Origin of the sequence: Cupriavidus basilensis (assembly GCF_008801925.2) — a bacterium.
GTDB classification, from domain to species: domain Bacteria; phylum Pseudomonadota; class Gammaproteobacteria; order Burkholderiales; family Burkholderiaceae; genus Cupriavidus; species Cupriavidus basilensis.
Map to the genome: position 1 here is coordinate 3395058 of NZ_CP062803.1, position 22819 is coordinate 3417876.

Sequence of the window (22819 nt, forward strand, 5' to 3'; positions counted from 1 at the left end):
CACGACGGCACCATGAAAAAAGCGTGGCCTTGAGCCACGCTTTTTTCATGGTGCGACAGTCGTCGCCCGTACTATCTACCGCTACCGCCTTCAGGCATGCCAGGCGATCAGCCCTGAGTATGCCGTCGCCAGCACAACGATGCCGAAAATGATCCGGTACCAGGCAAACGGCTTGAAGTCATGGGTGGCGACAAAGCGCAGCAGCCAGCGCACGCACAAGAAGGCGGACAGGAAGGCGAAGACGAAGCCGATGCCGAAGATGCCCAGGTCGTCGGCGGACAGCAGCGCGCGCGACTTATACAGCTCGTAGACGGTGGCGCCGAAGATCACCGGGATCGCCAGGAAGAAGGAGAACTCGGTGGCTACCTGGCGCGACAGCCCGAACAGCATGCCGCCGATGATGGTAGCGCCGGAGCGCGAGGTGCCCGGGATCAGGGCGAAACACTGCGCCAGCCCGACCTTGATCGCGTCGCGCCAGTTCAGGTCGTCCACCGACTCGATCCGCGGCGCGCCGGCCTTGGCCGCCTCCAGCAGCGCATTGCCCTGCGGGTGCGATACCTGGCCGCGATGGCTTTCCCGCCATTCGGCCCACAGGATCACCACACCGCCAACGATGAATGCGGTGGCCACGGTGATCGGGTTAAACAGGTGAGCCTTGATCCACTTGCCGAACACCAGCGCCAGCACGATCGCCGGCACGGTGGCCACGATTACGTTGATGGCAAAACGCCGGGCCTTTTCATCGGTGGCCAGTCCGCCCACCACGGTGACGATGCGATGGCGGAACTCCCAGCAAACCGCCAGGATGGCACCGAACTGGATCACGATCTCGAAGATCTTGCCCTTTTCATCATTGAAGTCGAGCAACTGGCCGGCGAGGATCAGGTGGCCTGTGCTGGAGATGGGCAGAAACTCGGTCAGTCCTTCGACGATGCCGAGGATCACGGCTTTCAGGGCGAGGGCAATATCCATGCTGATTGGAATGTGTGGAGTGCTGAATGGAAGAGCGAAGGAAAATCCAAGGAAAAACCAAGGACAGGCAAGCAAGAGGGAAACGGGCAACCGTCAGCCCTATGCCATCAGCCACGCGCCAGGCGCCAGAGATCACAACTATCCGCCTCGACCATGACACCGCAGTGGCTGCACAAGGTGCATGCCTGGGCGCGGCGCGTCATCAAGGCCGATTGATCTTGACGTTGATCCCGTTGGGCAAAACGGTGATTGTACCGGGTTCGACACTGGCGCCGGCGACGCGCAGCTCGTCGGGACGGAAGGTATAGAGCGGATAGCCTTGCAACAACTGCTCCGCAAGGATGCCGCCGAGCGCGTTGAACTGGCGCGTGAGTTGAGGCGGCAGGCCTTTGACGTCGAATTGCTGGACCTGCGGGTCCTGCAGCACCACCGCTCGGCTGGCCGGGTCATAGCGCAGCCCGCTGTCCAACGCGAAGCGGCCGGTCATCGGCTCGCCGGAGAACAGGCGGTTGTTCACCGTCGCGTCGAACTGCACGTTCACCCGGTTGCGGCTGGGATCGAGCGTGAGCTGCGGGTTGGCGAGCTGGATGTCGAACAGCTCCATATAGCGCTTGTTGAACGGGAACTTGCGCTCCAGGGCCGATTGCAGCTGGCTCTGCGAGAAGGTGTAGTCGTTGCCCATCATGGCGCAGCCCACGAGTGCCGCGGCCAGCGCGGCGCTGGCGCTTGCTGCCAGCCAGCGCCGGCGATTGATCATGACCATCTGTTTGTTCCTTGCGGGTTCAGGCGGCGCGGCCAGGCGCGGTGGCAACCTCGAGTTGCGTCAGCCAGGCCAATGCATGCCCGCGGGTTTCGCCGCACATGTCGGCAGAGGGCTTGAGCCCGGCGCAAAATGCCGGCCGCGTGGGCTCGCCAAAAATCGCGCAGCGCCGATCGGGCAGCAACTGCACGCAGGGTATGCCGGCCGGCTTGCCGCCGGGCATGCCGGGAATCGGCGAGGTGATGGAGGGCGCGGTGCAACAAGCGCCACAATCGGGCCGGCAAGAAAGTTCAGACTGAGGGGACATGGCAATGGTTCAGGCGCGGACGACGCCCGGCAGACCATATTGTGCCCCAAGCCGTATGGCCCTCCCCGCGCTTGACCGCCGGATTCCCGTCCACTACATTACTGACCCAAGAGTTATTTATTGGCAGCTCACGCGGAGTGCTCCCCGCAGAGGTGCACAGCGCCCCAGTGAAAAACCCGCCAGGCCAGAGCCAGAATCCGGAATCCGCCAACACCAAACGCTGGGCTCGCCGCAAGGCGGCGCGCCCACAGGAACTGGTGGCCGCCGCGCTCGATCTCTTCGTCGAACGCGGCTACGCGGCCACCCGGCTGGAAGATGTCGCCGCCGCCGCGGGCGTGTCCAAGGGCACCGTCTATCTGTACTTCGCTAATAAGGAAGAGCTGTTCAAGACGGTGGTGCGCGAAAACCTGGTGCCGACGCTGGCCAGGGGCATTGACCTGGTGGAGAACTACCAGGGCTCGACGCCGGAGCTGCTAAGGGAATTGCTGCGCGGCTGGTGGGGCCTGGTCGGGGCGACGCCGGTGGCCGGCCTGACCAAGCTGATCATGGCCGAATCCAGCCATTTTCCTGACATTGCCCAGTTCTACCACGAGGAAGTGGTGCTGCCGGGCGATGAGTTGTTCGCGCGCGTGCTCAAGCGCGGCGTGGCGCGTGGCGAGTTGCGCGACATGCCGGCCAACCCGACCACAACGCTGATCTGCGCGCCGCTGATGTTCCTGATGCTGTGGCAGCGTGCGTTCAGCGCGTCGTCGCGCATCGAGATCGAACCCGAGGCGTTCCTCGACAACCTGCTCCAGATGTTGCTGTTCGGCCTGACCACCGGCACCGCGCGCGATACGCCGCTGCCGCCCAAGGTCGGCCCCTACGTCTGGGAACAGATACAACAAGAAGCCCTGGCACAAGCGCAGGGGCAGCAGGCCGCGCGGGAGATCCCAGCGCCGCCGCCGGAGACCGCATGACCCGACGCAAGAAGATCCTGATCGCCGCGATCGCCACCATCGCGGTGGTTGCCGTGCTCAGCGCCGCCGCCGCCGTGCGCAAGGCAAGCAATGGCAAGCCTGGCGCGGCCCCGGCTGCCGCGATGCAAGACCTGGTGGAGTTCCTGCCATCCGACCTGGTCGAGGCCACCACGCAAGACTTGCGCGTGTCGCTGCCGCTGTCGGGCGGGCTGCGGGCGCTCAACCAGGCCTCGGTCAAGGCCAAGGTTGCGGGCGAGGTACAGCAGGTGCTGGTGCGCGAGGGCGAAGCCGTGCGCGCCGGCCAGGTCATCGTGCGCATCGATGCAACCGAGTACCAGGCCAAGGTGGCGCAGGCGCGCGGGCAGATGCTGGCCGCGCGTGGCCAGTATGAGAATTCCAAGCAGACCTTCGAGCGCAACCGCGAGCTGGTGGCCAAGGGCTTTATCTCAAAGACCGCCTTCGACAACTTCCAGAGCAACCTGGACGTGGCGCACGCCAATCTCGATGCCGCCCAGGGCGGCCTTGAAGTCGCGCAAAAAGCGCTCGCCGACACCATCGTCAAATCACCGCTGGATGGCCTGGTGGCCGCGCGCGCGGTGCAGCCGGGCGAGAAGGTCTCGCCGGACACGCGCCTGATCGACGTAGTCGACCTGCGCGCGCTGGAACTCGAGGCGCCGATTCCCATGGCGGATGTGGCTCGCGTTGCCATCGGCCAGGCCGTTCAGCTCGACGTGGAAGGCAGTGGCCGCTTCGAGGGTAAGCTGGTGCGCATCAACCCAGCGGTAAGCCAAGGCACACGCAGCATCATGATCTATGTGCGCGTAGACAACCCCGAGGCGCGTCTGCGCGCGGGCATGTTCGCCCAGGGCTTGCTGGTTCTCGGCCACCACGCCGGCGTGGTGGCGGTGCCAGCCACAGCGGTGCGCGACGATGGCGAGCGCGCGTTCGTCTACAGCGTGGAGAATGGCGTGCTGGCTGAGCGCCAGGTCAAGCTTGGCATCCGCGACGATGCGAGCGGGCTGGTGGAAATCACCAGCGGCCTGGCCACCGGTGCCAAGGTGGTGCGCAACAACCTCGGCACCCTGCGCGCGGGCAGCCGCGTCAAGCTGGTCAAGGCGTAGGAGTCCCCCATGTGGTTCACCCGCCTGTCCATCCACAACCCGGTGCTGGCCACCATGATGATGATGGCCTTCATCGTGATCGGCCTGTTCTCGTACCAGCGCCTGCCGGTTGACCAGTTCCCGGACATCACCTTCCCCATCGTCGTGGTGCAGACCGAGTATCCCGGCGCCGCGCCGGAATCGGTGGAGTCCGACGTTACCCGCAAGATCGAGGAAATCGTCAACACCATCTCGGGCATCGACGAGATTTTCTCGCACTCCTACCAAGGCACCTCGGTGGTGGTGATCAAGTTCGACCTGTCCGTCGATGTCGGCCAGGCCGCGCAGGACGTGCGCGACAAGATCGCGCTGATCCGCCCGCAGTTCCGCGACGAGGTGAAAGACCCGCGCGTGCTGCGCTACGATCCTTCGGACGCACCGGTGTTCTACCTGTCCGTGTCGAACGCGCCAGGGGCCGAGCGCACGCAGCGCGAGCTGACCACCATCGCCGACCAGATCGTGCGCAAGCGGCTGGAAACCGTGCGCGGCGTGGGCGCCATCAGCCTCGTTGGCGGCACCAAGCGCGAGGTGGAGATCCGTATCCGCCCCGCCCAGCTGGAGGCGCTCGGCATCGGCGTGAACCAGGTGATGGATGCCATCCGCAATGAGAACCAGGAACTACCCGCGGGCGAGTTGCGCTCCACCTCCACCGAGACGGTGGTGCAGATCAAGGGCCGCGTCATCACGCCGGATGCCTTCCGCCACATCATCGTGGCGCGCCGGGCCGGCCAGCCGGTTACGCTGGAGCAGGTCGCCGACGTGCGCGACGGCGAGGAGGAGCAGGAGAGCCTGGCCATGCTGGACGGCAAGCGCGCGCTGTTCCTGGCAGTGGTGAAGGCACAGGGCCAGAACACGGTCGACACCGTCGATGGACTGATCAAGATGACCGACGAGGTGCGCAAGCTGGTGCCTGCGGGTGTGCAGCTCACCGTGGTCAACGACGCCGCGCGCGGCATCCGCAGCAGCGTCAAGGAAGTCCGCTCCACGCTGCTCGAAGGTGCCTTCCTGACAGTGGCCATCGTCTTCCTGTTCCTCGGCTCGTGGCGCAGCACGGTCATCACCGGGCTGACCCTGCCGATTGCGCTGATCGGCACCTTCGGCGTGATGTACATGTTTGGCTTCACGCTCAACGTGATCACGCTGATGGCGCTGTCGCTGTGCGTGGGCCTGTTGATCGACGATGCCATCGTGGTGCGCGAGAACATCGTGCGACACAACCTGATGGGCAAGAACCACCGCACGGCAGCGCTCGACGGCACCAACGAGATCGGGCTGGCGGTGCTGGCCACCACCTTCTCCATCGTGGCGGTGTTCCTGCCGGTGGGCTTCATGGGCGGCATCATCGGCCGCTTCTTCCACCAGTTCGGCGTGACCGTGGTGGCGGCGGTGCTGATCTCCATGTTCGTCTCGTTCACGCTGGACCCGATGCTGTCCTCGGTCTGGCACGACCCCGACCTGCACGGCACCGGCAACAAAAAGAGCCTGTACGGCCGCACCGTGGGCCGCATGCTGGACTGGTTCTCGGCGCGCATGGATGCGCTGGGCCACGGCTATGGCTCGATGCTGGGCTGGGCGCTCAAGCACCGGCTAGCCACCGCCATCATCGCGGTGGTGACGTTCTTGGGCAGCTTCGCGCTGGTGCCGCTGATCGGCACGGAATTCGTACCAGCCGCCGACCTGGGCGAAACCCAGGTGGGCTTCACCACGCCGGTGGGCACCTCCCTGGCCGTTACCGAAGCCAAGGTCAGGCAGGTGGAAGCCGCGCTCAAGGCCTTCCCCGAGGTGGCCTACACCTACGCCACCATCAACTCGGGCAATACCTCCGGGCGCAACAACGCGCTGGTGTCGGTGCGCCTGACCGAGCGCCGCAAGCGCAAACTCACCACCAAAGAGCTGAACCCGATGATCCGCGAGCGCATGGCCAGCATCGCCGGCATCACGCTCACCATGGTCGGCATGCCGGATGGCGCCGGCGGTCAGAAGGCACTGCAGGTGTCGATCCAGGGCGACGACCTGGAAACGCTGCGGCGCCTGTCGCTGGAAGCCAGCCGGCGCATGGCCGCGGTGCGCGGCCTGACCGACCTCGACTCCAGCATGAAGGACGACCGCCCCACGGTGGAAGTGCGCATCCGCCGCGAGCTCGCGTCCGACCTGGGCGTGGGCATCGTGCAGATCGGCAACGCGCTGCGCCCGCTGCTGGCCGGCGACGCCATCAGCTCATGGCGCGCCCCCGACGACCAGAACTACGACGTGCGCGTGCGCCTGCCCAAGGACGCCCGCACCGGCATGGCAGATCTCAGCGCGCTGATGATCGCCAGCAACCAGACCAACACCGACGGCTCGCCGCGCATGGTGCCCCTGCGCCAGATCGCCGAGCTGGTGCCGACCACCGGCGCCAACCAGATCAGCCGGCGCGACCTGTCCCGCGAAGTGGAGCTGACCGCGAATACCGCCGGGCGCTCGCAAGGCGAGGTGGCACGCGAGGTCAAGGCGGCGCTGGATGGCATGAACTGGCCGGCGGGCTACAAGTACCGCTTCGGCGGCTCCACCAAGTCGATGAACGAATCGTTCGGCTTCGCGGTGTCGGCGCTGGCGCTGGCGGTGATCTTCATCTACATGATCCTGGCCTCGCAGTTCGCCAGCTTCTTCCAGCCGATCGCCATCATGACTTCGCTGCCGCTCACGCTGGTGGGCGTGTTCGCGGCGCTGCTGCTGTTCCGCTCCACGCTCAACATGTTCTCCATCATCGGCTTCATCATGCTGATGGGGCTGGTGACCAAGAACGCGATCCTGCTAGTGGATTTTGCCAACCAGGCCCGGCGCGGCGCCGACGGCCAGCCGCCGATGTCGCGCGAGGCCGCGCTGGTTGCCGCCGCCCGGGTGCGGCTGCGGCCGATCCTGATGACCACGCTGGCCATGATCTTCGGCATGGTGCCGCTGGCCTTCAGCCTGGGCGAAGGCGCCGAGCAACGCGCACCGATGGGCCAGACGGTGATCGGCGGGATCATCACCTCGTCGATCCTGACCCTGGTGGTGGTTCCGGTGATCTATACGTACCTCGACGACTTCAGCGCATGGCTGGGCCGCAAGTGGCGCGGCAAGCAAGCCCAGGCGGCTCCCGCCACCGTGCCGGCAGCCGACGACACGGCGGCGCACAAGCCAGCAAGCGCGGAATGAGGCAAGCCGCCGCCCCGAAAGCCCCGGGCAGGCCTGGAACCAGCCCGGAATGCCTCAGGCATGGCCTGACTGCGGCATGGAGGCCACAACTTGGGCGACGCGCTTGGGCAACTGTCATGGCACGGGGTTAAAATGTCAGGTTTGACGGATTTCCCCGGCCCCTCGCACCGCGCGGCCGGAACTCTGAACTGATTAGCGGTTGGCATTGGAAGGAATGGCAAGATGGACCTCGAGAAAGCCCGATTCAATATGATCGAACAGCAAATCCGCCCCTGGGATGTGCTGGATCAGGAAATCCTGGACCTGCTGGCAGTGGTCAAGCGGGAACAGTTCGTGCCGCAGGCCTACGCCGCGCTGGCCTTCGTCGACATGGAAATCCCGCTGCCGGGCGGCCAGAACATGCTGGCCCCGCGCGTGGAAGCCCGCATCCTGCAGGACCTGGCCGTGCGCAAGCATGAACAAGTGCTGGAAATCGGCGCCGGCTCCGGCTACATGGCTGCCCTGCTTGCCCACCGCGCGCGCCACGTGCTGACCGTGGACATCTTGCCGGAACTGGCCGATCTGGCCCGCAAGAACCTGGCCGACGCCGGCGTGACCAATGTCGACGTGGCCCAAGGCAATGCCGCCACCGGCTGGGCTGCGAGCGCCCCCTACGACGTGATCTGCATTTCCGGCGCGTTGCCCTCGGTGCCCGCCTCCATCCTGTCGCAAGTCAAGGTCGGCGGGCGCATCGCGGCCTTCGTCGGCGCGCTGCCGGCCATGGAAGCGCAGATCATCACGCGCGTGAGCGAGAACGAGTACAAGACTGTCAACCTGTTCGAGACCGCCGTCACGCCGCTGATGGGCGCCGAGCAGCCGTCGCGCTTCCATTTCTGAGCGGGAAACAAGACATGCAGGTAATCAACGCACCCGAACTGGTGCAATGGCTGGCGGATGCCAGCCGGCCGCAGCCGGTGCTGCTCGACGTACGCGAAGGCTGGGAGGTGCAGACCTGCGCCATGCCCGGCATCACGCATATCCCGATGGGCCAGATCCCGGCACGTGCCGGCGAGCTTGACGAAGACGCAGACATCGTCTGCATCTGCCATCACGGCGCGCGCAGCATGCAGGTGGCAAGCTTCCTCGAGCGGCAAGGCTTTGCCAAGGTCTACAACCTGACCGGTGGCGTGCACGCCTGGGCCGAGCAGGTCGACCCGGCCATGCCGAAGTACTGAGCACAGCAAGAGCACAGCAAGCATCACCCCCAGGGCGCCGGCCTCCCGCGGCGCCAATTCCCTTGAACGCTGATCGTTAGAAACGTTAGCCGCGCGCCCGATGCCCGGCAGACTGGAGATGTCATGAGGTTTGCGCTTTTCCCTGCGCGGGGCGTGCCCAAGACGCGCCTGGCACTGACGGGTTCCCTGCTTGCGCTACTGCATCTGCCAGCCGCGCATGGCGCTGACCTGCTCCAGGTCTACCGCGATGCACAGGCCAACGACGCGCAGTTCGCCAGCGCGCGCGCGCAGCTGGTGGCCAGCCTGGAAAAGCTGCCACAGGGACGCTCCGGCCTGCTGCCGCAGGTCAGCGGCACGCTAAACGCCTCGCGCACCAATGTGGACCAGACCGTGCCCTTGGTGTCGGACCGCTTCATCAACAACAATAACTGGTCGCTGCAACTGATACAGCCGCTGTTTCGCTGGGATCGCTGGGAAACCTACAAGCAGGGCGAACTCGCCGCGCTGGCTGGCGAGGTGACCTTCAGCCAGGCGCAGCTCGACCTGATTACCCGCACTTCGCAGGCCTACTTCGACGTGCTGGCCGCGCAGGACAACCTCTACCTGGCCGGCGCGCAGAAAAAAGCCATCGGCGAGCAACTGGCACAGGCCAAGCGCAACTTCGAGGTCGGCACTGCCACCATCACCGATGCCAACGACGCGCAGGCCCGCTACGACCTCGCCACCTCGACCGAGATCGCGGCGCAGAGCGACCTCGAAATCCGGCGCGCCAACCTGCAGCAGATCACCAGCAAGCCGGTCGACGAACTGCTCGGATTGCGCAGCGCCGCCACGCTGCCCGGTCCGCAGCCGCCCGATGTGAACACCTGGGCCAGCCAGGCCGAAAACACCAATCCACAGGTGGGCCTGGCGCGCTATAACCTCGACTCTGCCCAGCGCGAGTACAACAAGGCGCGTTCCGGCCACCTGCCCTCGGTCGACCTGGTCGCGTCGTACGGCTTCGTCAACTCCACCGGCAACGCCGCGCAGCAGGTCAACATCTCCAGCCGCTACAACAGCGCCCAGATCGGCGTGCAGCTGAGCGTGCCGATCTACACCGGTGGCCAGATCCAGTCGCGCGTGCGTGAAACCGCCGCGCTGGCCGACAAGGCCGCCAGTGACCTTGAGTTTGCCCGCCGCACCGCCGCCCAGAGCGCGCGCCAAACCTACTCGGGCGTGTCCAACGGACTCGCCCAGGTCAAGGCCCTGGAAGCCGCCGAGCATTCCGCGCAGAGCGCCGTAGAATCCAACCAGCTCGGCTACGAAGTCGGCGTGCGCATCAACATCGACGTGCTGAACGCCGAAGCGCAGTTGTTCTCCACCCGCCGCGACCTGGCCAAGGCGCGCTACGACACCATCATGAACGGGCTGCGCCTGAAGGCCGCTACCGGCGCGTTGACCGAGGACGATGTGGTGCAGATCAACACCCTGCTGACCTCAACCCCGGGATCGATGTACAAACTGCCGGAGAAGGTCAAGCTTGGCACGGCATCGCCGGCAGGCACGCCGCCGGCAAAGCGCCCCGCCACACGCAGCAAGGAAGCGATTGCGGCAGCGCCCGCGCCGCGCAGCTGAATGTGAATGCCGGGCGCCTGCCAGCAATCGGCAATCGGCATCCGCTCAAGACAAAAACGCCGCGGCTTTGAACCGCGGCGTTTTGCTTGCTGGCGCAGCGTTGCTCAGTTCGCCCGGGTGCGAGACTCCACGTTCAACAACTGCCAGCGAATCGCGGACGCATCCATCGGCGGGTTCTCCACCCGCGTCTCGCGCACCCGCAAGGTGTACGCCACGCCCGGCTCGAAATCCAGCCCCTCGATCGGCCCATACCAAAGCGTCCACGGCGCGCCCGGGTTCTCGCGCACGCGATAGCAGGTCTGCCGGCCCACGCCTGAGCACTCCACCCGCTGCGAATCCACATACACCGTCTTCTCCACACCGCCGGCGGCCGCCTGCGCATCCATCTTCGCGCCGCGCCGGCCCACGCCCTCACGCTCGACGAACTGCAGCAGATCCCCGTCAGCGGTCTTCCAGATGATCTGGCGGCCCGTTGAACCGGCCGACGGCTGCGTGCCCACGGTGGTGAAGGGCAACTGCATTGCCTTGAGCAGCGCGCTCTCCAGCTCCCCGCCCGGTGCAATGCAAGCCATCCGGGTTCCCGCCAGCCTGTCGAAACGCATGCCTGTTGCCGTCTTGCCATAGCCACCGGTAAAGCGATTGCAGCCGCTGTACCCGCTCACCGTGCCCTGCGCGGAATCGATCCCGCTATTGAACTCAAAGATGATCGGCTGGCCATTGTCGCCGTGCGGAATGGATTTCAGCGTGCCATCGGCCTGCTGCCAGCGCACCAGCTCCCAGCGGCTAGGGCCGCCGGTCTGTGCCTGGTTCAGGCTGGTGCCGGCACCCGGCGAATCCGGTGCGGGCGACGTGGCACAGGCACCCAGGGCTGCGGCCAGCAGTACGACTGCGGCGGCACGCGCGGTGAGCGCGGCGGGTGAAAGACGGCATATGTTCTGCATCTGGAAGCTCCTGGTAGGGGGCGCGCGGCTTGATCGGCCCGCGCCGCTCGGCGGCAGCTCGCAGGCCCGCTTGGGGCCGCGAGTCTGGCCCTGACGCGAGATAGTTTAGCAACCGTCTGGAGACCAGGGACATCGGGCGGCGGCCTACAAGTTCCCCATGCGGCAGCGAAAAGCGGCGGCACTGCCATGCAGAACCGCCTAGTTCGCGTGGCCGAGCACCTGTCCCAGCGCCGCCATCGTGCGCGCCGTGGCACCCCGGTGCAGCACCGCGAACTCACGCGCATTGCCGCGCATGGCTTCGAGCCCCGGCGCATCGCCCAATATGGTCGCCGCCGCGCGCATCAGCGCATCGGCATCCGCCACGCGCTGGCAGGCGCCGGCGGCGATGGCATCTTCCGTGGCCTGCGCAAAGTTGAAGGTATGCGGCCCGATCAGCACGGGCGTGCCAGCGGCGCAGGACTCGATCAGGTTCTGCCCGCCCAGCGGCAGCAGGCTGCCGCCGATAAAGGCGATATCCGAGGCGGCGAAGTACATCGCCATCTCGCCCATGGAGTCCCCCAGCAGCACGTCCGCCGTGACCGGCTCTGGCAGCCCCGCTTGCTCCCACGCAGCGGAGTCGCCAAGCGTGCTGCGGCGCTGCAGCGTGAAGCCGGCACGCATGACCAGCGCCGCCACTTCATCGAAGCGCTGCGGATGGCGCGGCACCAGCAGCAAAGCCGGGCGCGGCACATCTGCGCCAAGCGCCTGCCAACGCGCAAACGCTTCCAGCAGCAGCGCTTCCTCGCCGTCACGCGTGCTGGTGGCGGCGAACACGGCGCGCGAGCCAAACCCCTGGCGCAGCACGCGGCCGCGCCGCAGGCCCGCCTCGGGCAGTTGCATATCGAATTTGAGGTTGCCGGTCACCTGCACCGACGGCAGCCCGAGTGCGCGGAAGCGTTCAGCGTCGCCCTGGGTCTGCGCCAGCACCGCGGTGAAGTCGCGATACATCGCGGTGGCGGCGCGGCCAAAGCGCGCGGTGCGGCGGAAGCTGCGAGGCGACAGCCGGGCATTGACCAGCAGCAACGGCACGCCGGCCACGCGGGCACCGCGCACAAGGTTGGGCCATACCTCGGTTTCCATCAGCATGCCGGCATCCGGACGGAAGTAGCGCAGGAAGCGTCGCACCAGCCACGACAGGTCGTACGGCAGATAGCACTGCAGCACGCGCGGCTCGCCGCCGTACAACTGGGCGCCGGTTTGCCGCCCGGTGGGCGTCATATGCGTGAGCAGGAGGCGATGGGTCGGATATTGCGCCAGCAGCGCGTCGATCAGTGGCTGGGCGGCCCGGGTTTCGCCAACCGACACCGCATGGACCCACAACCACGGGCCCGCCGACGGCAGCCCCCCATAGGCCCCAAGGCGCTCACCCACGTGCTGCACGTAGCCGGGTTCCTTACGGGCACGCCACACCAGGCGCAGCAGCGCGACCGGCAGCGCCAGCAGCCATAGCAGGTTATACAGAACGCGCAGCATCAGTTCCCCTGCCCACGCACGCGCCGGGCGGCCGCGTAGACTTCATCGACGGACGGCACGATGCCATCGTCGCCCACATTGGCGATCTGGCCCGACCAGTAGCCTTCCGTTTTCCAGCGCCACGTCGCGGTGTAGATCTCGACCGTGGGCCGGCACAGCGCCGCGGCGATATGGACCAACCCCGTATCGACGCCGATCACCACTTCGGCGCGATTGATCAGGCCAAACCCCTGCATGACCGTAAAGCGCGGCAGCACCTGCGCCTGCGGCACGCCGGCAGCGATCTCCTGCGCCGCGCTCCGTTCCGCATCGTTGCCCCAGGGCAGCAACATGGTCAGGCCCTCGTGCGCCAGCCGGCGGCCGAGGTCGTGCCAGCTCGCCAGCGGCCATTTCTTCTTCGCGCCGGCGGTAGCGTGAAAGCACACTGCGTAGCGCGTTGGCAGGCCGGCCCATAGCGCATCGTCGACATGCAGCGTGCGCGCGCCGCGGCCGAAGAATTGGGGCGGTTCCGGCGGCGTGCCACCCGTCAGCGCCGCGCCCAGCAGGCGGGAGCGGCGCACCGAATGCGTCTGGCGGGGTACGGTCACGGGTTCGGTATAGAACAGCCGTGCGGCCGGCTCGTAGCCGGAGCCTTGCGTGGCATTGGCCAGCCCGATCACGGGCGCGCCCTGGCGGCGGTTGGCCACGCGTGCCACCACGGCAGTCTTGAGCAGGCCCTGCGTCTCGATCACGGCGTCGTAAGCGTCCTCTCGCAAGGCGCGCTTGAACGCACCGATCTCCCGCCAGGTAGCGGCCTGGTAGAAACGCTTGCGCCAGCGCCGCAGCGCGAATGGAATCACCCGCCGCACTTCGGGCAGCAAGCGCACGAGATCGACATAGCCCTCCTCGACCACCCAGTCGATCTCGCAATCCGGCCAGCGCGCGCGCAAGTCGTGCACCAGCGGCATGTTATGCACCACGTCGCCTAGCGACGAGACCTTGACCACCAGGATGCGCGGCCGCGCGGGCAGCGCATGCGGGGTCAAGGATTTGCCCGTTGTTCCCGTCAGGGGCTCAGTCAACGGCATCCGCTCAGAACGGGAGTTGCGCGTCCGGCTTTTCCGCCAGGATCACACGTTTGAATTCGGCCTGGATACGCGCCAGCGCGGCGTCATTGTCGGCCTCGAAACGCATCACCACCACGGGCGTGGTGTTGGACGGACGCGCCAGGCCAAAGCCGTCGGGGTACTCCACGCGCACGCCATCGATGGTGATGACTTCACGCGCGCCGTCGAACTTTGCATTGGCGCGGATCTTGTCGAGCAGCGTGAAAGCTTCGCCTTCCGCGCATTTGAGCTGCAGCTCTGGCGTGCAGTTGGAGTTAGGCAAGGCATTGAGCACCGCACTCGGGTCGGCCTGCTTGGACAGGATCTCCAGCAGGCGCGCGCCGGTATACAGGCCGTCGTCGAAACCGTACCAGCGATCCTTGAAGAACACGTGGCCGCTCATCTCGCCGGCCAGGGGCGCGCCAGTCTCCTTGAGCTTGGCCTTGACCAGCGAATGGCCCGTCTTCCACATCAGCGGCTCGCCGCCGTGCGCGCGGATCCAGGGGGCCAGCTTGCCGGTGCACTTCACGTCGTAGATGATCTGCTGGCCGGGATTGCGCGACAGGATCTCCGCGGCGAACAGCATCAGCTGGCGATCGGGGAAGATCACCTGGCCGTCCTTGGTCACCACGCCCAGGCGATCGCCATCGCCGTCAAAGGCCAGGCCGAGCTCGCAATCCGTGTCGCGCAGGCACTGCATCAGGTCCTGCAGGTTCTCCACATGGGCCGGATCGGGATGGTGGTTGGGGAAATTGCCATCCACCTCGCAAAACAGCTCCGTCACCTCGCAGCCCAGCGCGCGGAACAGGTCGCCCACGAAGGCACCCGCCACGCCGTTGCCGGCATCCAGCGCGATCTTCATCGGGCGCGCCAGCTTGATGTCGCCGACGATGCGGTCCAGGTACTGCTGGCGGACGTCGACCTGCTGGTAGCCACCCGCACCGCTGGCGAACTTGCCGGCGTCGATGCGCTGGCGCAGCGACTGGATCTGCTCGCCGTAGATCGCCTTGCCGGCCAGCACCATCTTGAAGCCGTTGTAGTCAGGCGGATTGTGGCTGCCGGTCACCATGATGCCGGAAGTGGCGCGGCGCCCCGCCAGCTCGACATTGGTGCCAAAGTACACCATGGGCGTGGCCACCATGCCGAGGTCGATCACGTCCATGCCCGCGGCGCGCAGGCCCTCGACCAGTCCGCCCAGCAGGTCCGGCCCCGACAGGCGTCCGTCGCGCCCGACCACCACGGCGCGCTCGCCTTGCTCTGCGGCGGCCGTACCGAACGACAAGCCAATCGCGCGCGCCACATCACGCGTCAGGGTCTTGTCGACGATGCCACGGATATCGTAGGCCTTGAAAATGGAAGGATCAGCTTGCATGGGTCATCCTGTGTGTAGGCGGTAAAGCATGGGGCATTGCCGGGAGCGTTGCGAGCGGCCTTGCCAAAGCCAATATTTTGCCGGATTGCGCTGAGTCCGGCAGTTTATAATCGCAAGGCTGTGCGGGAAATTCCGCATTTCAACCATCGCCTTCCGCCATCCGGCGCATTTGGCACGCTCCGAAAAAGTGATCAAAACAACTCTTTTATATCTAATGCCATTGCGAACGCCTTTCGCTCGCGCTTGTCCCCTGCGTCAGGACTCGCTCCCATTGAGCGGTGGGACGTCCCTGGGGCCGGATTCCCGGAAAGGCCGGTCAATGCGGGTAGTACCGCACGCAGGCTAGTCCACCGATCACGATGACGAAAATCGATAGCGTCCCCCCCCCTCCTCTTGGCCTGCGCGCCCAGGGTTCAGAAACGACGCGGCGAGCAAGCCGGATGCTGGCATGGGCGCTCCTTGGCCTGCTCCTGTTCGCCTTGAACGCCGCATTGGCCGAGACCGCGCATCATGCCGGCTTTGTCACCAGCCTATTTACGCGCACACTCCTGTGGTCAGCCTTGCCCTACCTGGTGGCCTTTGTGTTGCTACACCGATCGCTGCATCTGCCATCGATGGAAGGCAACAGCCTGGTCGGCCTTGCCGCTACGCTCCCCTACGGGGCACTGCTGCTCAGCTTCGCGGCCTTCCATATCGAGTATTCGCGCGGTGCGCTTCTGATTGGCTACATCACTACCCTTGCCTGGATCTGGTTCGGATATCGCCGTTTTGTTGGCAACTACATTCCCGTGTTCGGCTACACCGATCCCGGTGTACTTAAGCAGCTCGAAGATATCCTCAACATGCCTGGTGCGGCGCCCGCCAGCCAGACACGGTTCGAGCACATCAACTCGCTGCAGGAAGCCATCCGCTGCGATGGCCTGATGCTCGATCGCAGCGCCACAGCGGACCCCGAGCGCACCCGGGCACTGGCACAGCTCAAGCTCAGCCACGTGCGCATGTACTCGGTGGAGCGGGTCGGCGAGATGCTGACCGCACGCGTGGGCCTGGCGCATATCGATGAGAACTTCCTTGATGACTATGCCGAACATTACCTCTACGGCTTCATTAAGCGACTGATCGATATTGCCGGCGCCCTGTGCCTGGCGCCATTCGCACTGCCGCTCGGACTGCTCGTGGCCATCGCTGTACGCGCTGAGTCCCCCGGCCCGGCGTTGTTTCGGCAGCCGCGCGTAGGCGTGTTCGGCAAGCAGTTCGTCATGCTCAAGTTCCGCAGCATGACCTGCGAAGACAACGCTCCCGCCCGCTTCGCGGCGAAACAGGACCCGCGCGTCACCCGTGTGGGCCGCATCATCCGCAAATACCGGTTCGACGAAATCCCGCAACTTTGGAATGTACTGACCGGGGACATGAGCCTGATCGGCCCCCGTCCGGAGCAAGTGCCGATGGTCGAGCAGTTCGCGCAGAGCATTGCCTACTATCCATATCGCCATCTCGTACGACCAGGACTCTCTGGCTGGGCGCAGGTTCAGCAGGGCTATGCGGGATCGCATGAAGAGACCGTCACCAAACTCAGCTACGATTTGTACTATGTCAAGCACTGCTCGTTTGCACTCGACTTCCTGATTGCGGTCAAAACCTTGCGGACTTTGATGACGGGATACGGTGCCCGCTAATGTCGGATTTTCGGCTTCGCGCGCCCTCGCGCATCTTGCTGGTAACAACCGGTTTGCGCATGGGTGGTGCGGAACAACAGGTCGCGGCGCTCGCGCGTGAGTTTATCGCACGGGGCCGTCAGGTGGCGCTGGTCAGCCTGACCCCCGATTGCGAAGTGCCAATTTCGGATGCGGTCGAGCGCCTCATGCTCGACATGCACAAGACCCCGCTGTCCATGGCGCAGGCACTCCTGACCACGCGCCGATTCCTGCGGCGCTGGCAGCCGGACATCATTCACGCGCATATGTTCCATGCCAATCTCTTTGCACGATTGCTGACCAGAATTGCCCCTACGCCTCCGCTCATCTGTGCAGCCCACAGTTATTCCGAGGGCGGGTCGCAACGCATGCTAGCCTATCGGCTGACCGATCGCTGGTGCACCCTGACCACGCATGTGAGCGAAGGCAGCCGGGCCCACATGATTGAGACCGGCGCAGTCCGCGCCGATCGCATCGTGGTCGTGCACAACGGCATCGACACAGAACAGTTCCAACCGGACCCGCACCTGCGGGACCTGGCACGCGCCCAGCTCGGCGTCGATGCTGGCACTCGCCTTGTATTGAACATCGGCCGCCTGGTTCCGGAGAAGGCGCAATCCGTGCTGATCGACGCGTACCATCGGATGGAGCGGAGCCGGCCGACAACACTGCTGATCGCAGGCGACGGCCCAGAACGCCCGGCGCTCGAGGCCCAGATCGCAAAACTAAAGCTTGCGCAGTCGGTCAGGTTGCTAGGCACCCGCAATGACATCCCGGCGCTATTGAACGCAGCTGACTTGTTCGTGCTGTCCTCCCGCGTGGAGGGCATGCCCCTCGTAGTGGGCGAGGCACTAGCGTGCGGGCGCCCGGTGGTGGCCACCGCGGCGCCCGGCGTGGCGGAACTGCTTGGTGATGCCGGCAACATCGTTCCCATTGATGATGTCGATGCCCTGGCGCGCGTCATGCAAGGCGCCCTGTCCGCCAGCCCCGGGACACGCGAGGACGAATCCACCCGACGTCAGCGCATCGCGTCCGGGTACAGCCTCTCGGCGGCCGCCGAGAGATGGCTAGCTCTATACCAGCAATTGTTCAGTGCTGCCTCCGCGAACCAGGTCCACTCCGATCCATGCGGCGACGCATAGCAGGCAATCTGGTCTGGCTGTTACTCGACCGTGGCCTCCAAGTCATCGCCGGCATCTGCATCGTGGCCATGCTGGCAAGAGCACTGGGGGCGGAGGGCTTTGCCCACTTCCAGTATGCGCAGTCATTGGTCTACATCGGGGCTTCCGTCGCCCTGATCTGCGGCAGTGAGGTCGTGATACCGCGGCTTGTCGCCTCCCCCGACCCTGGGTTCCAGCACCGTCTGCTCGTTCATGTGTTCAGGTTGAGATTCGCCGCGGCCTGCGCGGGCTACCTGTTGATCTGCAGCTTCTTGGCCGCCAGCGGCCAGCCGCGCGAATCATGGCTCGCGGCGCTGATACTCGGCATTGGCATTTTGCTGCGCGAGCCGTTCGGGGTAGTAACAGCCTGGATGCAGGCTCATACGCGCAACCGCCCTGGCACGGTATTCAATCTGATAGCTCTGGCCATCAAGGCAGGCACCGTCGCACTGCTGCTGGCGAGCGACGCGCACACAGCGCCGCCGTATGCAGTGGCCTTCGCGCTCGAGCCTGTCGTCATCGTCCTGTGCCTAGTCCTCTTTTACCGCTCGCAAACATCGACCAGGCCAGTCGCGCACGATCCGGATCTGATGCGCCACCTGTTCAATGAGGGCACCCTGTTCTGGATCAGCTTCATGATGATGGTCGGCGCGCGTCGGATCGATCAGCTGATACTCAAGCCCATCGTGCCGCTTGGAGAATTGGGCGCCTATGCTGCTTCCATGCAGATCTTGGACAACTATGTCGCCATAGCGACCATTCTTGTGGCCGGCATCGCACCGCTCTATGTCTACTCGCAAAGCGATGTGCGCAAAATGCGCCTCAATGTCCTGAAGCTCACGGTGGCCATGACCGCACTCGGGATGGCTGGCTCCGTCGTCATTGCGTTGATGGCGCCCTGGATCATTCACCTGCTTTACGGCTCCGCATTCGCCTCGGCCGCCGATTTGCTGCGCCTGAGCGCACTGGCCTCCTCTCTCGTCTTCACTGACGTTGGGCTCTCCGTGCTGGCAGTCTATTTGCGCAAACCAACTTGGATCGCCATCAAATGGGCGTTAGTCCTTGCCGTTACCGTCGCCGTTGACTTCCTGACTATTCCGCGCTTCGGTGCACGGGGTGCCATCCTGGGCTATGCCTTGGCCAACGCGCTGGCGGCAGCCTGCGGCGCCGTCATGTGGCTGCATGTCGCGCGCTCCGGCGAGGCCAGACCATGACGTCTCGCCCGGCCATCTGCTTCCTGACGGGAACGCTCAATGCCTTCGCTGGAGCCGAACGTGTCACCGCGACGATCGCTAACGAACTCGCCGCGCGCGGATACCGCGTCCACATCCTCAGCCTCTGGGATCGAGGCTCCTGCTTCGCGCTCCATTCGGCAATTACACACGATGCCCTGTTTGACCAACGGCCATCTTTCAAACGCGCATACCTGCAAACGGTACGTGGGATCCGACAGTATATTGTCCGGCATCGTGTTGACGTGCTCATCGACGTCGACACGATGCTGACGCTGTTTACCCTGCCAGCCACCTTCGGGCTACCCACGCGCCGCGTGTCCTGGGAACACTGCAACTTCGACCAGGACCTCGGGAAGCCGACACGCCGCCTTGCCAGGAGACTTGCCGCACGCTTCAATGCCCGCGTGGTCGTGCTGACCGAGCGGGATAGGGCGCGCTGGCAATCCGCGCTCTCGTATCCGCACAACATCGTTGCCATTCCGAACCCGCTGCCTTTCGATCTACCAGACTCTCCTGCGTCGCGCTTGCACCCGACCGTGCTCGCAGTCGGGCGTCTCTCGCAAGCCAAGGGCTTTGACATACTGCTGCGCGCCTGGAGCGAGGTTCGGCATGTCTACCCCGAGTGGAAATTGCAGATCGTGGGAGAAGGCGAAGAACGCGGCGCGCTTGAGAAACTACGCAGCGAACTAGGTCTGGAGCCAAGCGTAAGCTTGCCCGGCGCGCGCGCCGATATCGACGCAGCCTACCGAGATGCCAGCATCTTCTGCCTCAGTTCCAGGTACGAAGGATTCGGGCTGGTCTTGCTGGAGGCCATGGCATTCGGCCTGCCCATTGTCTCCGCAGCATGCGAGACGGGGCCAAAAGCCCTGTTGGAAGATGGCGTTCAGGCGGTGATGGTACCGACGGACACCCCGCAGGCCCTGGCCCAAGCGTTGATACGAGTGATAGGTGACCCGCAGCTCCAGCAATCCCTGGCTGTAGCCGGTCGCGCGATGGCTGCAGGCTATGCGATCGGCCAGATAGTCGCGCAATGGGAAACGCTGCTCACCGTGCCGGCGGGCCAAACGGACAGCGGCATCAAGGCATAGGTCGCTCTTTGAAAGCGCCAGCCAGCTAGCGGACACGCAGCCGCCGCGCCCAGCGTATGAAGACCCAGGCGCGACGCATGACCAGTAGGTGAAGCCCGGTGAAGCAAAGAAAAGCGACGAAGAGGATAGATTCCGGCACACCCAGTTTCCATGCGACTACGCCTACCAGGCCAAACAGAAAATTGCCGATTAGCAACGCCCAGACCGCTTGGTTGCTGCTCAAACCCAGGCGTAATAGCACGTGGTGCAGATGCGTACGGTCAGCAGAGAGCGGGTTTTTCCCCTGGATCGCCCGCCGCAGCACGACCGCGAGCAAATCGACGAGGATCAGGCCCACCACCCAGAGCATGACCACAGGCGGGACGTTGCGACCAGGGTTGTATTCGACCTGGGAGAGCTCGACGGCAAACCAACTGATGGCATACCCGAGCAACAAGCTCCCGGCGTCGCCAAGGAACACAAGCCGCCTGCGCAGGGGACTCGGCATATTGAACACCAGGAAACCGATAATTGCCCCGCAGAGCATCAGGCAGATCCGGAATCCCGTGAGATTTCCGATATCCCGAGCCAGCCAGGCAAACCAACCAAACACGATCAGCGACAGGCCGCCGGCGAGGCCATCCATGCCATCGGTCATGTTCATCGCGTTCACCACGGACAACACCGCCAGCAGCGTGAGTGGAATTCCCCAATTGAAGAGAATCACGTCGCGCTTGCTCAGCAGGTCGCCGAGGGAATGGAGGAAGATCCCGCCCCAGGAGGTCATTAGGATGGCGGCGCAGAACTGAAATGCCAGCTTGGTCAGAGGGGAGACCCCTTTGAGGTCGTCAATGACGCCAACCACGGCAAGCAGCGTCAGGCCGACGTACAGCGGCGTGTAATGGTCCGGGCCGCGAATGAACATCGTTGTCGATATCCAAAGCGAGATCAGTATCGCGACACCGCCGACGAGCGGCGTCGCGTCGTCATGACGCTTGCGCCCCCCCGGATGATCGAGCAACCCCCCCTTCGTCGCGAGCGGGCGCAATACCAGAATAGCCCCAGCGCTCAACATGGCGGAGATCGCCGGAACCCAGAATAATTCAAACATAAGAAAGCTCGTGCGGAGACCCCTTCGGGCTTTTGTAGTTTTAGGAAGGCAATAACGGACGACACGTCACCTTCTCGCGTCCGGATGGGAAGCATTGCCCGACGCAGCTTCTGGCGGAGTTTATCAAATGAGGAGGCGCTTCTGCACCCAACTGGCGTGTATGTTGCCATTGCGCGTCGGCCTTGCCGCAGGCAAGGAAGAGCGCGGTCTGCGCCGCGGCGCCCCTCCTCCCGCAGGACCGGCTTCAGCCTTGATCCAAGCTTTGAAGCAGGGTATGCACGACCTCGGCGGACGCTGCCTCGGACATGCGGACGAAATACAGCTTATCCGCACGCGGCAGGGCCGCCAACAGGTCAACGGCCACGCGTGCTGCGGTCAAGCCGATCGCCCCGAGCGCATAAGGCAATTGACCACGCGCCAGGAAGCACTTGACCTGGGCCGCCAGAAGCGACCGCCGCGCCAGCAAGGTCTTGCGCAGGTCGAAGAACCCCTGCCGATAGCCCAACAAAACATCATCCAGGCAGGCGAATTGGCTCTGCGCATAGCTTCGCAGCAGGAGTTCCTGGTCTTCCGCCCGTCTCACTTCCGGGAATAGGTAGCGATGCCTGACAAACCACTCGCGCCGCCCCATCCATCCCGGATGGGGCAACGGTATGCCTCGCCACGGCCTGGCGCACAGAGCCTCATGAGAGCCAGCAAACGGCAGCAGGCCCACGACATCACCGTCATTCCGAAAGACTACAGCCCGGCACCCGACCAGATCCACCTCCTCATGTGCATTCAGGAACGCAACTTGCTTGGCCAGACGCTCGGGAAAGCAGACATCGTCCGCGTCCATCCGGGCAATGTAACGCCCGCGCGTCAATTCGATGCCTTGGTTCAGACGCTGGGCGAGTCCCAGCCTTCGGCCATCCTGGACGACACGGATTCGCGAGTCATCCAGCGCGAGCGCGACCCCCACGGTATTATCGCTAGAACCATCGTCGAGCAAAAGCAGTTCAAAATCTGCAAACGTCTGATTCAGCAGCGATCGCAGCGCAACGCCTAGGGTCTTTTCGGCATTCCAGGCCGGTAGCAGGATCGAGACTAATGGGGACATGCCTAATATTGTTTACGAAGCCAAGACAAAGCGAGCAGGCCAACCTTAAAAGTGATCATTTCAGCATGGCGAAGCAATCAAGGTTGCCCATGCCCCAACCATCGGCCATTCCGCTGAGCGGCTGAGAATGAACGGCAAGTTTAGCGTCGGCGGCATGCTCTCGCTTCAATTGTGCAGACACATCGCTGCGATTGCCCGTATTGAGCGCCCAATCGCTGTCGGGATGCAGCGCGCATAGTCGCGACCACCAGCTTGTCGAAGTTCACCACGGGATCGAATGGAGTAGATCAGGGTAACTGATTGATCGGCAATCATGGGTAAGCTATTACCGTCCGTCATATCGTAGTAAAACAAACAACTACCGTGCCGCCGGCCAAAGT

19 protein-coding genes are annotated in these 22819 nt (G+C 64.6%); 10 read left to right on the top strand and 9 right to left on the bottom strand.

The features are described 5' to 3' along the window. Positions 1–90: 90 nt before the first annotated feature. The 3 genes from F7R26_RS15630 to F7R26_RS15640 all read right to left on the bottom strand — a co-directional run bounded on the left by F7R26_RS15630 (position 91) and on the right by F7R26_RS15640 (position 2039). A complete protein-coding gene (locus F7R26_RS15630) occupies positions 91–972 on the bottom strand; it encodes an undecaprenyl-diphosphate phosphatase (RefSeq protein ID WP_150984085.1) in 882 nt (293 codons plus the stop codon). A 202-nt stretch (positions 973–1174) separates the two neighbouring features. Further along, a complete protein-coding gene (locus tag F7R26_RS15635) occupies positions 1175–1735 on the bottom strand; it encodes a DUF1439 domain-containing protein (RefSeq protein ID WP_150984084.1) in 561 nt (186 codons plus the stop codon). 19 nt (positions 1736–1754) lie between these two features. Next, the gene (locus tag F7R26_RS15640; RefSeq protein ID WP_150984083.1) at positions 1755–2039 is read right to left on the bottom strand and encodes a YkgJ family cysteine cluster protein; all 285 of its coding nucleotides are present in this window, start codon (positions 2037–2039) and stop codon (positions 1755–1757) included. A gap of 167 nt (positions 2040–2206) precedes the next feature. Between F7R26_RS15640 and F7R26_RS15645 the strand changes: the two genes are divergently transcribed. The 6 genes from F7R26_RS15645 (at position 2207) to F7R26_RS15670 (ending at position 10163) form a co-directional block, all read left to right on the top strand. Further along, positions 2207–2998, top strand: a complete 792-nt coding sequence (locus F7R26_RS15645) for a TetR/AcrR family transcriptional regulator (RefSeq protein WP_150984082.1) — start codon at positions 2207–2209, stop codon at positions 2996–2998. Next, the gene (locus tag F7R26_RS15650; protein ID WP_150984081.1) at positions 2995–4119 is read left to right on the top strand and encodes an efflux RND transporter periplasmic adaptor subunit; all 1125 of its coding nucleotides are present in this window, start codon (positions 2995–2997) and stop codon (positions 4117–4119) included. The genes F7R26_RS15645 and F7R26_RS15650 overlap by 4 nt, the downstream gene beginning before the upstream one ends. A 9-nt stretch (positions 4120–4128) precedes the next feature. Further along, positions 4129–7335, top strand: coding sequence for an efflux RND transporter permease subunit (locus tag F7R26_RS15655; protein WP_150984080.1), 3207 nt, complete (start codon positions 4129–4131; stop codon positions 7333–7335). A 222-nt stretch (positions 7336–7557) separates the two neighbouring features. Continuing rightward, positions 7558–8211, top strand: coding sequence for a protein-L-isoaspartate O-methyltransferase family protein (locus F7R26_RS15660; RefSeq protein WP_150984079.1), 654 nt, complete (start codon positions 7558–7560; stop codon positions 8209–8211). A gap of 14 nt (positions 8212–8225) precedes the next feature. Next, positions 8226–8549, top strand: a complete 324-nt coding sequence (locus F7R26_RS15665; RefSeq protein ID WP_043348625.1) for a rhodanese-like domain-containing protein — start codon at positions 8226–8228, stop codon at positions 8547–8549. A gap of 123 nt (positions 8550–8672) precedes the next feature. Continuing rightward, positions 8673–10163, top strand: a complete 1491-nt coding sequence (locus F7R26_RS15670) for a TolC family outer membrane protein (RefSeq protein WP_150984078.1) — start codon at positions 8673–8675, stop codon at positions 10161–10163. 104 nt (positions 10164–10267) lie between these two features. Here F7R26_RS15670 and F7R26_RS15675 read toward each other — a convergent pair whose 3' ends face one another. The 4 genes from F7R26_RS15675 to F7R26_RS15690 all read right to left on the bottom strand — a co-directional run bounded on the left by F7R26_RS15675 (position 10268) and on the right by F7R26_RS15690 (position 15073). After that, a complete protein-coding gene (locus F7R26_RS15675; protein WP_150984077.1) occupies positions 10268–11104 on the bottom strand; it encodes an META and DUF4377 domain-containing protein in 837 nt (278 codons plus the stop codon). A 198-nt stretch (positions 11105–11302) separates the two neighbouring features. Further along, a complete protein-coding gene (gene waaA, locus F7R26_RS15680; RefSeq protein ID WP_150984076.1) occupies positions 11303–12616 on the bottom strand; it encodes a lipid IV(A) 3-deoxy-D-manno-octulosonic acid transferase in 1314 nt (437 codons plus the stop codon). Beyond that, complete coding sequence (waaC, locus tag F7R26_RS15685) at positions 12616–13683, bottom strand: lipopolysaccharide heptosyltransferase I (RefSeq protein ID WP_150984075.1); 1068 nt, start codon at positions 13681–13683, stop codon at positions 12616–12618. The genes waaA and waaC overlap by 1 nt, the downstream gene beginning before the upstream one ends. A 4-nt stretch (positions 13684–13687) precedes the next feature. Continuing rightward, positions 13688–15073, bottom strand: a complete 1386-nt coding sequence (locus F7R26_RS15690; protein ID WP_150984074.1) for a phosphomannomutase/phosphoglucomutase — start codon at positions 15071–15073, stop codon at positions 13688–13690. 359 nt (positions 15074–15432) lie between these two features. On the opposite strand from F7R26_RS15690, the gene F7R26_RS15695 reads away from it, so the two are divergent. Genes F7R26_RS15695 through F7R26_RS15710 form a run of 4 tightly spaced genes read left to right on the top strand, consistent with a single transcriptional unit; the run spans position 15433 to position 20250 of the window. Beyond that, the gene (locus F7R26_RS15695) at positions 15433–16749 is read left to right on the top strand and encodes a sugar transferase (RefSeq protein ID WP_150984073.1); all 1317 of its coding nucleotides are present in this window, start codon (positions 15433–15435) and stop codon (positions 16747–16749) included. Beyond that, a complete protein-coding gene (locus F7R26_RS15700) occupies positions 16749–17909 on the top strand; it encodes a glycosyltransferase (RefSeq protein WP_150984072.1) in 1161 nt (386 codons plus the stop codon). The genes F7R26_RS15695 and F7R26_RS15700 overlap by 1 nt, the downstream gene beginning before the upstream one ends. Continuing rightward, the gene (locus F7R26_RS15705; protein WP_150984071.1) at positions 17894–19141 is read left to right on the top strand and encodes a lipopolysaccharide biosynthesis protein; all 1248 of its coding nucleotides are present in this window, start codon (positions 17894–17896) and stop codon (positions 19139–19141) included. The genes F7R26_RS15700 and F7R26_RS15705 overlap by 16 nt, the downstream gene beginning before the upstream one ends. Further along, on the top strand, positions 19138–20250 hold the full coding sequence (locus F7R26_RS15710; protein ID WP_150984070.1) for a glycosyltransferase family 4 protein: 1113 nt from the start codon (positions 19138–19140) through the stop codon (positions 20248–20250). Before F7R26_RS15705 ends, F7R26_RS15710 begins: the two co-directional genes overlap by 4 nt. A gap of 25 nt (positions 20251–20275) precedes the next feature. Here F7R26_RS15710 and F7R26_RS15715 read toward each other — a convergent pair whose 3' ends face one another. Beyond that, positions 20276–21340, bottom strand: coding sequence for an MraY family glycosyltransferase (locus tag F7R26_RS15715; protein WP_150984069.1), 1065 nt, complete (start codon positions 21338–21340; stop codon positions 20276–20278). Positions 21341–21584: 244 nt separating this feature from the next. Further along, positions 21585–22439: a glycosyltransferase family 2 protein gene (locus tag F7R26_RS15720; protein ID WP_150984068.1), complete on the bottom strand. Its 855-nt coding sequence runs from the start codon at positions 22437–22439 to the stop codon at positions 21585–21587. Between the last annotated feature and the right edge of the window lie 380 nt (positions 22440–22819).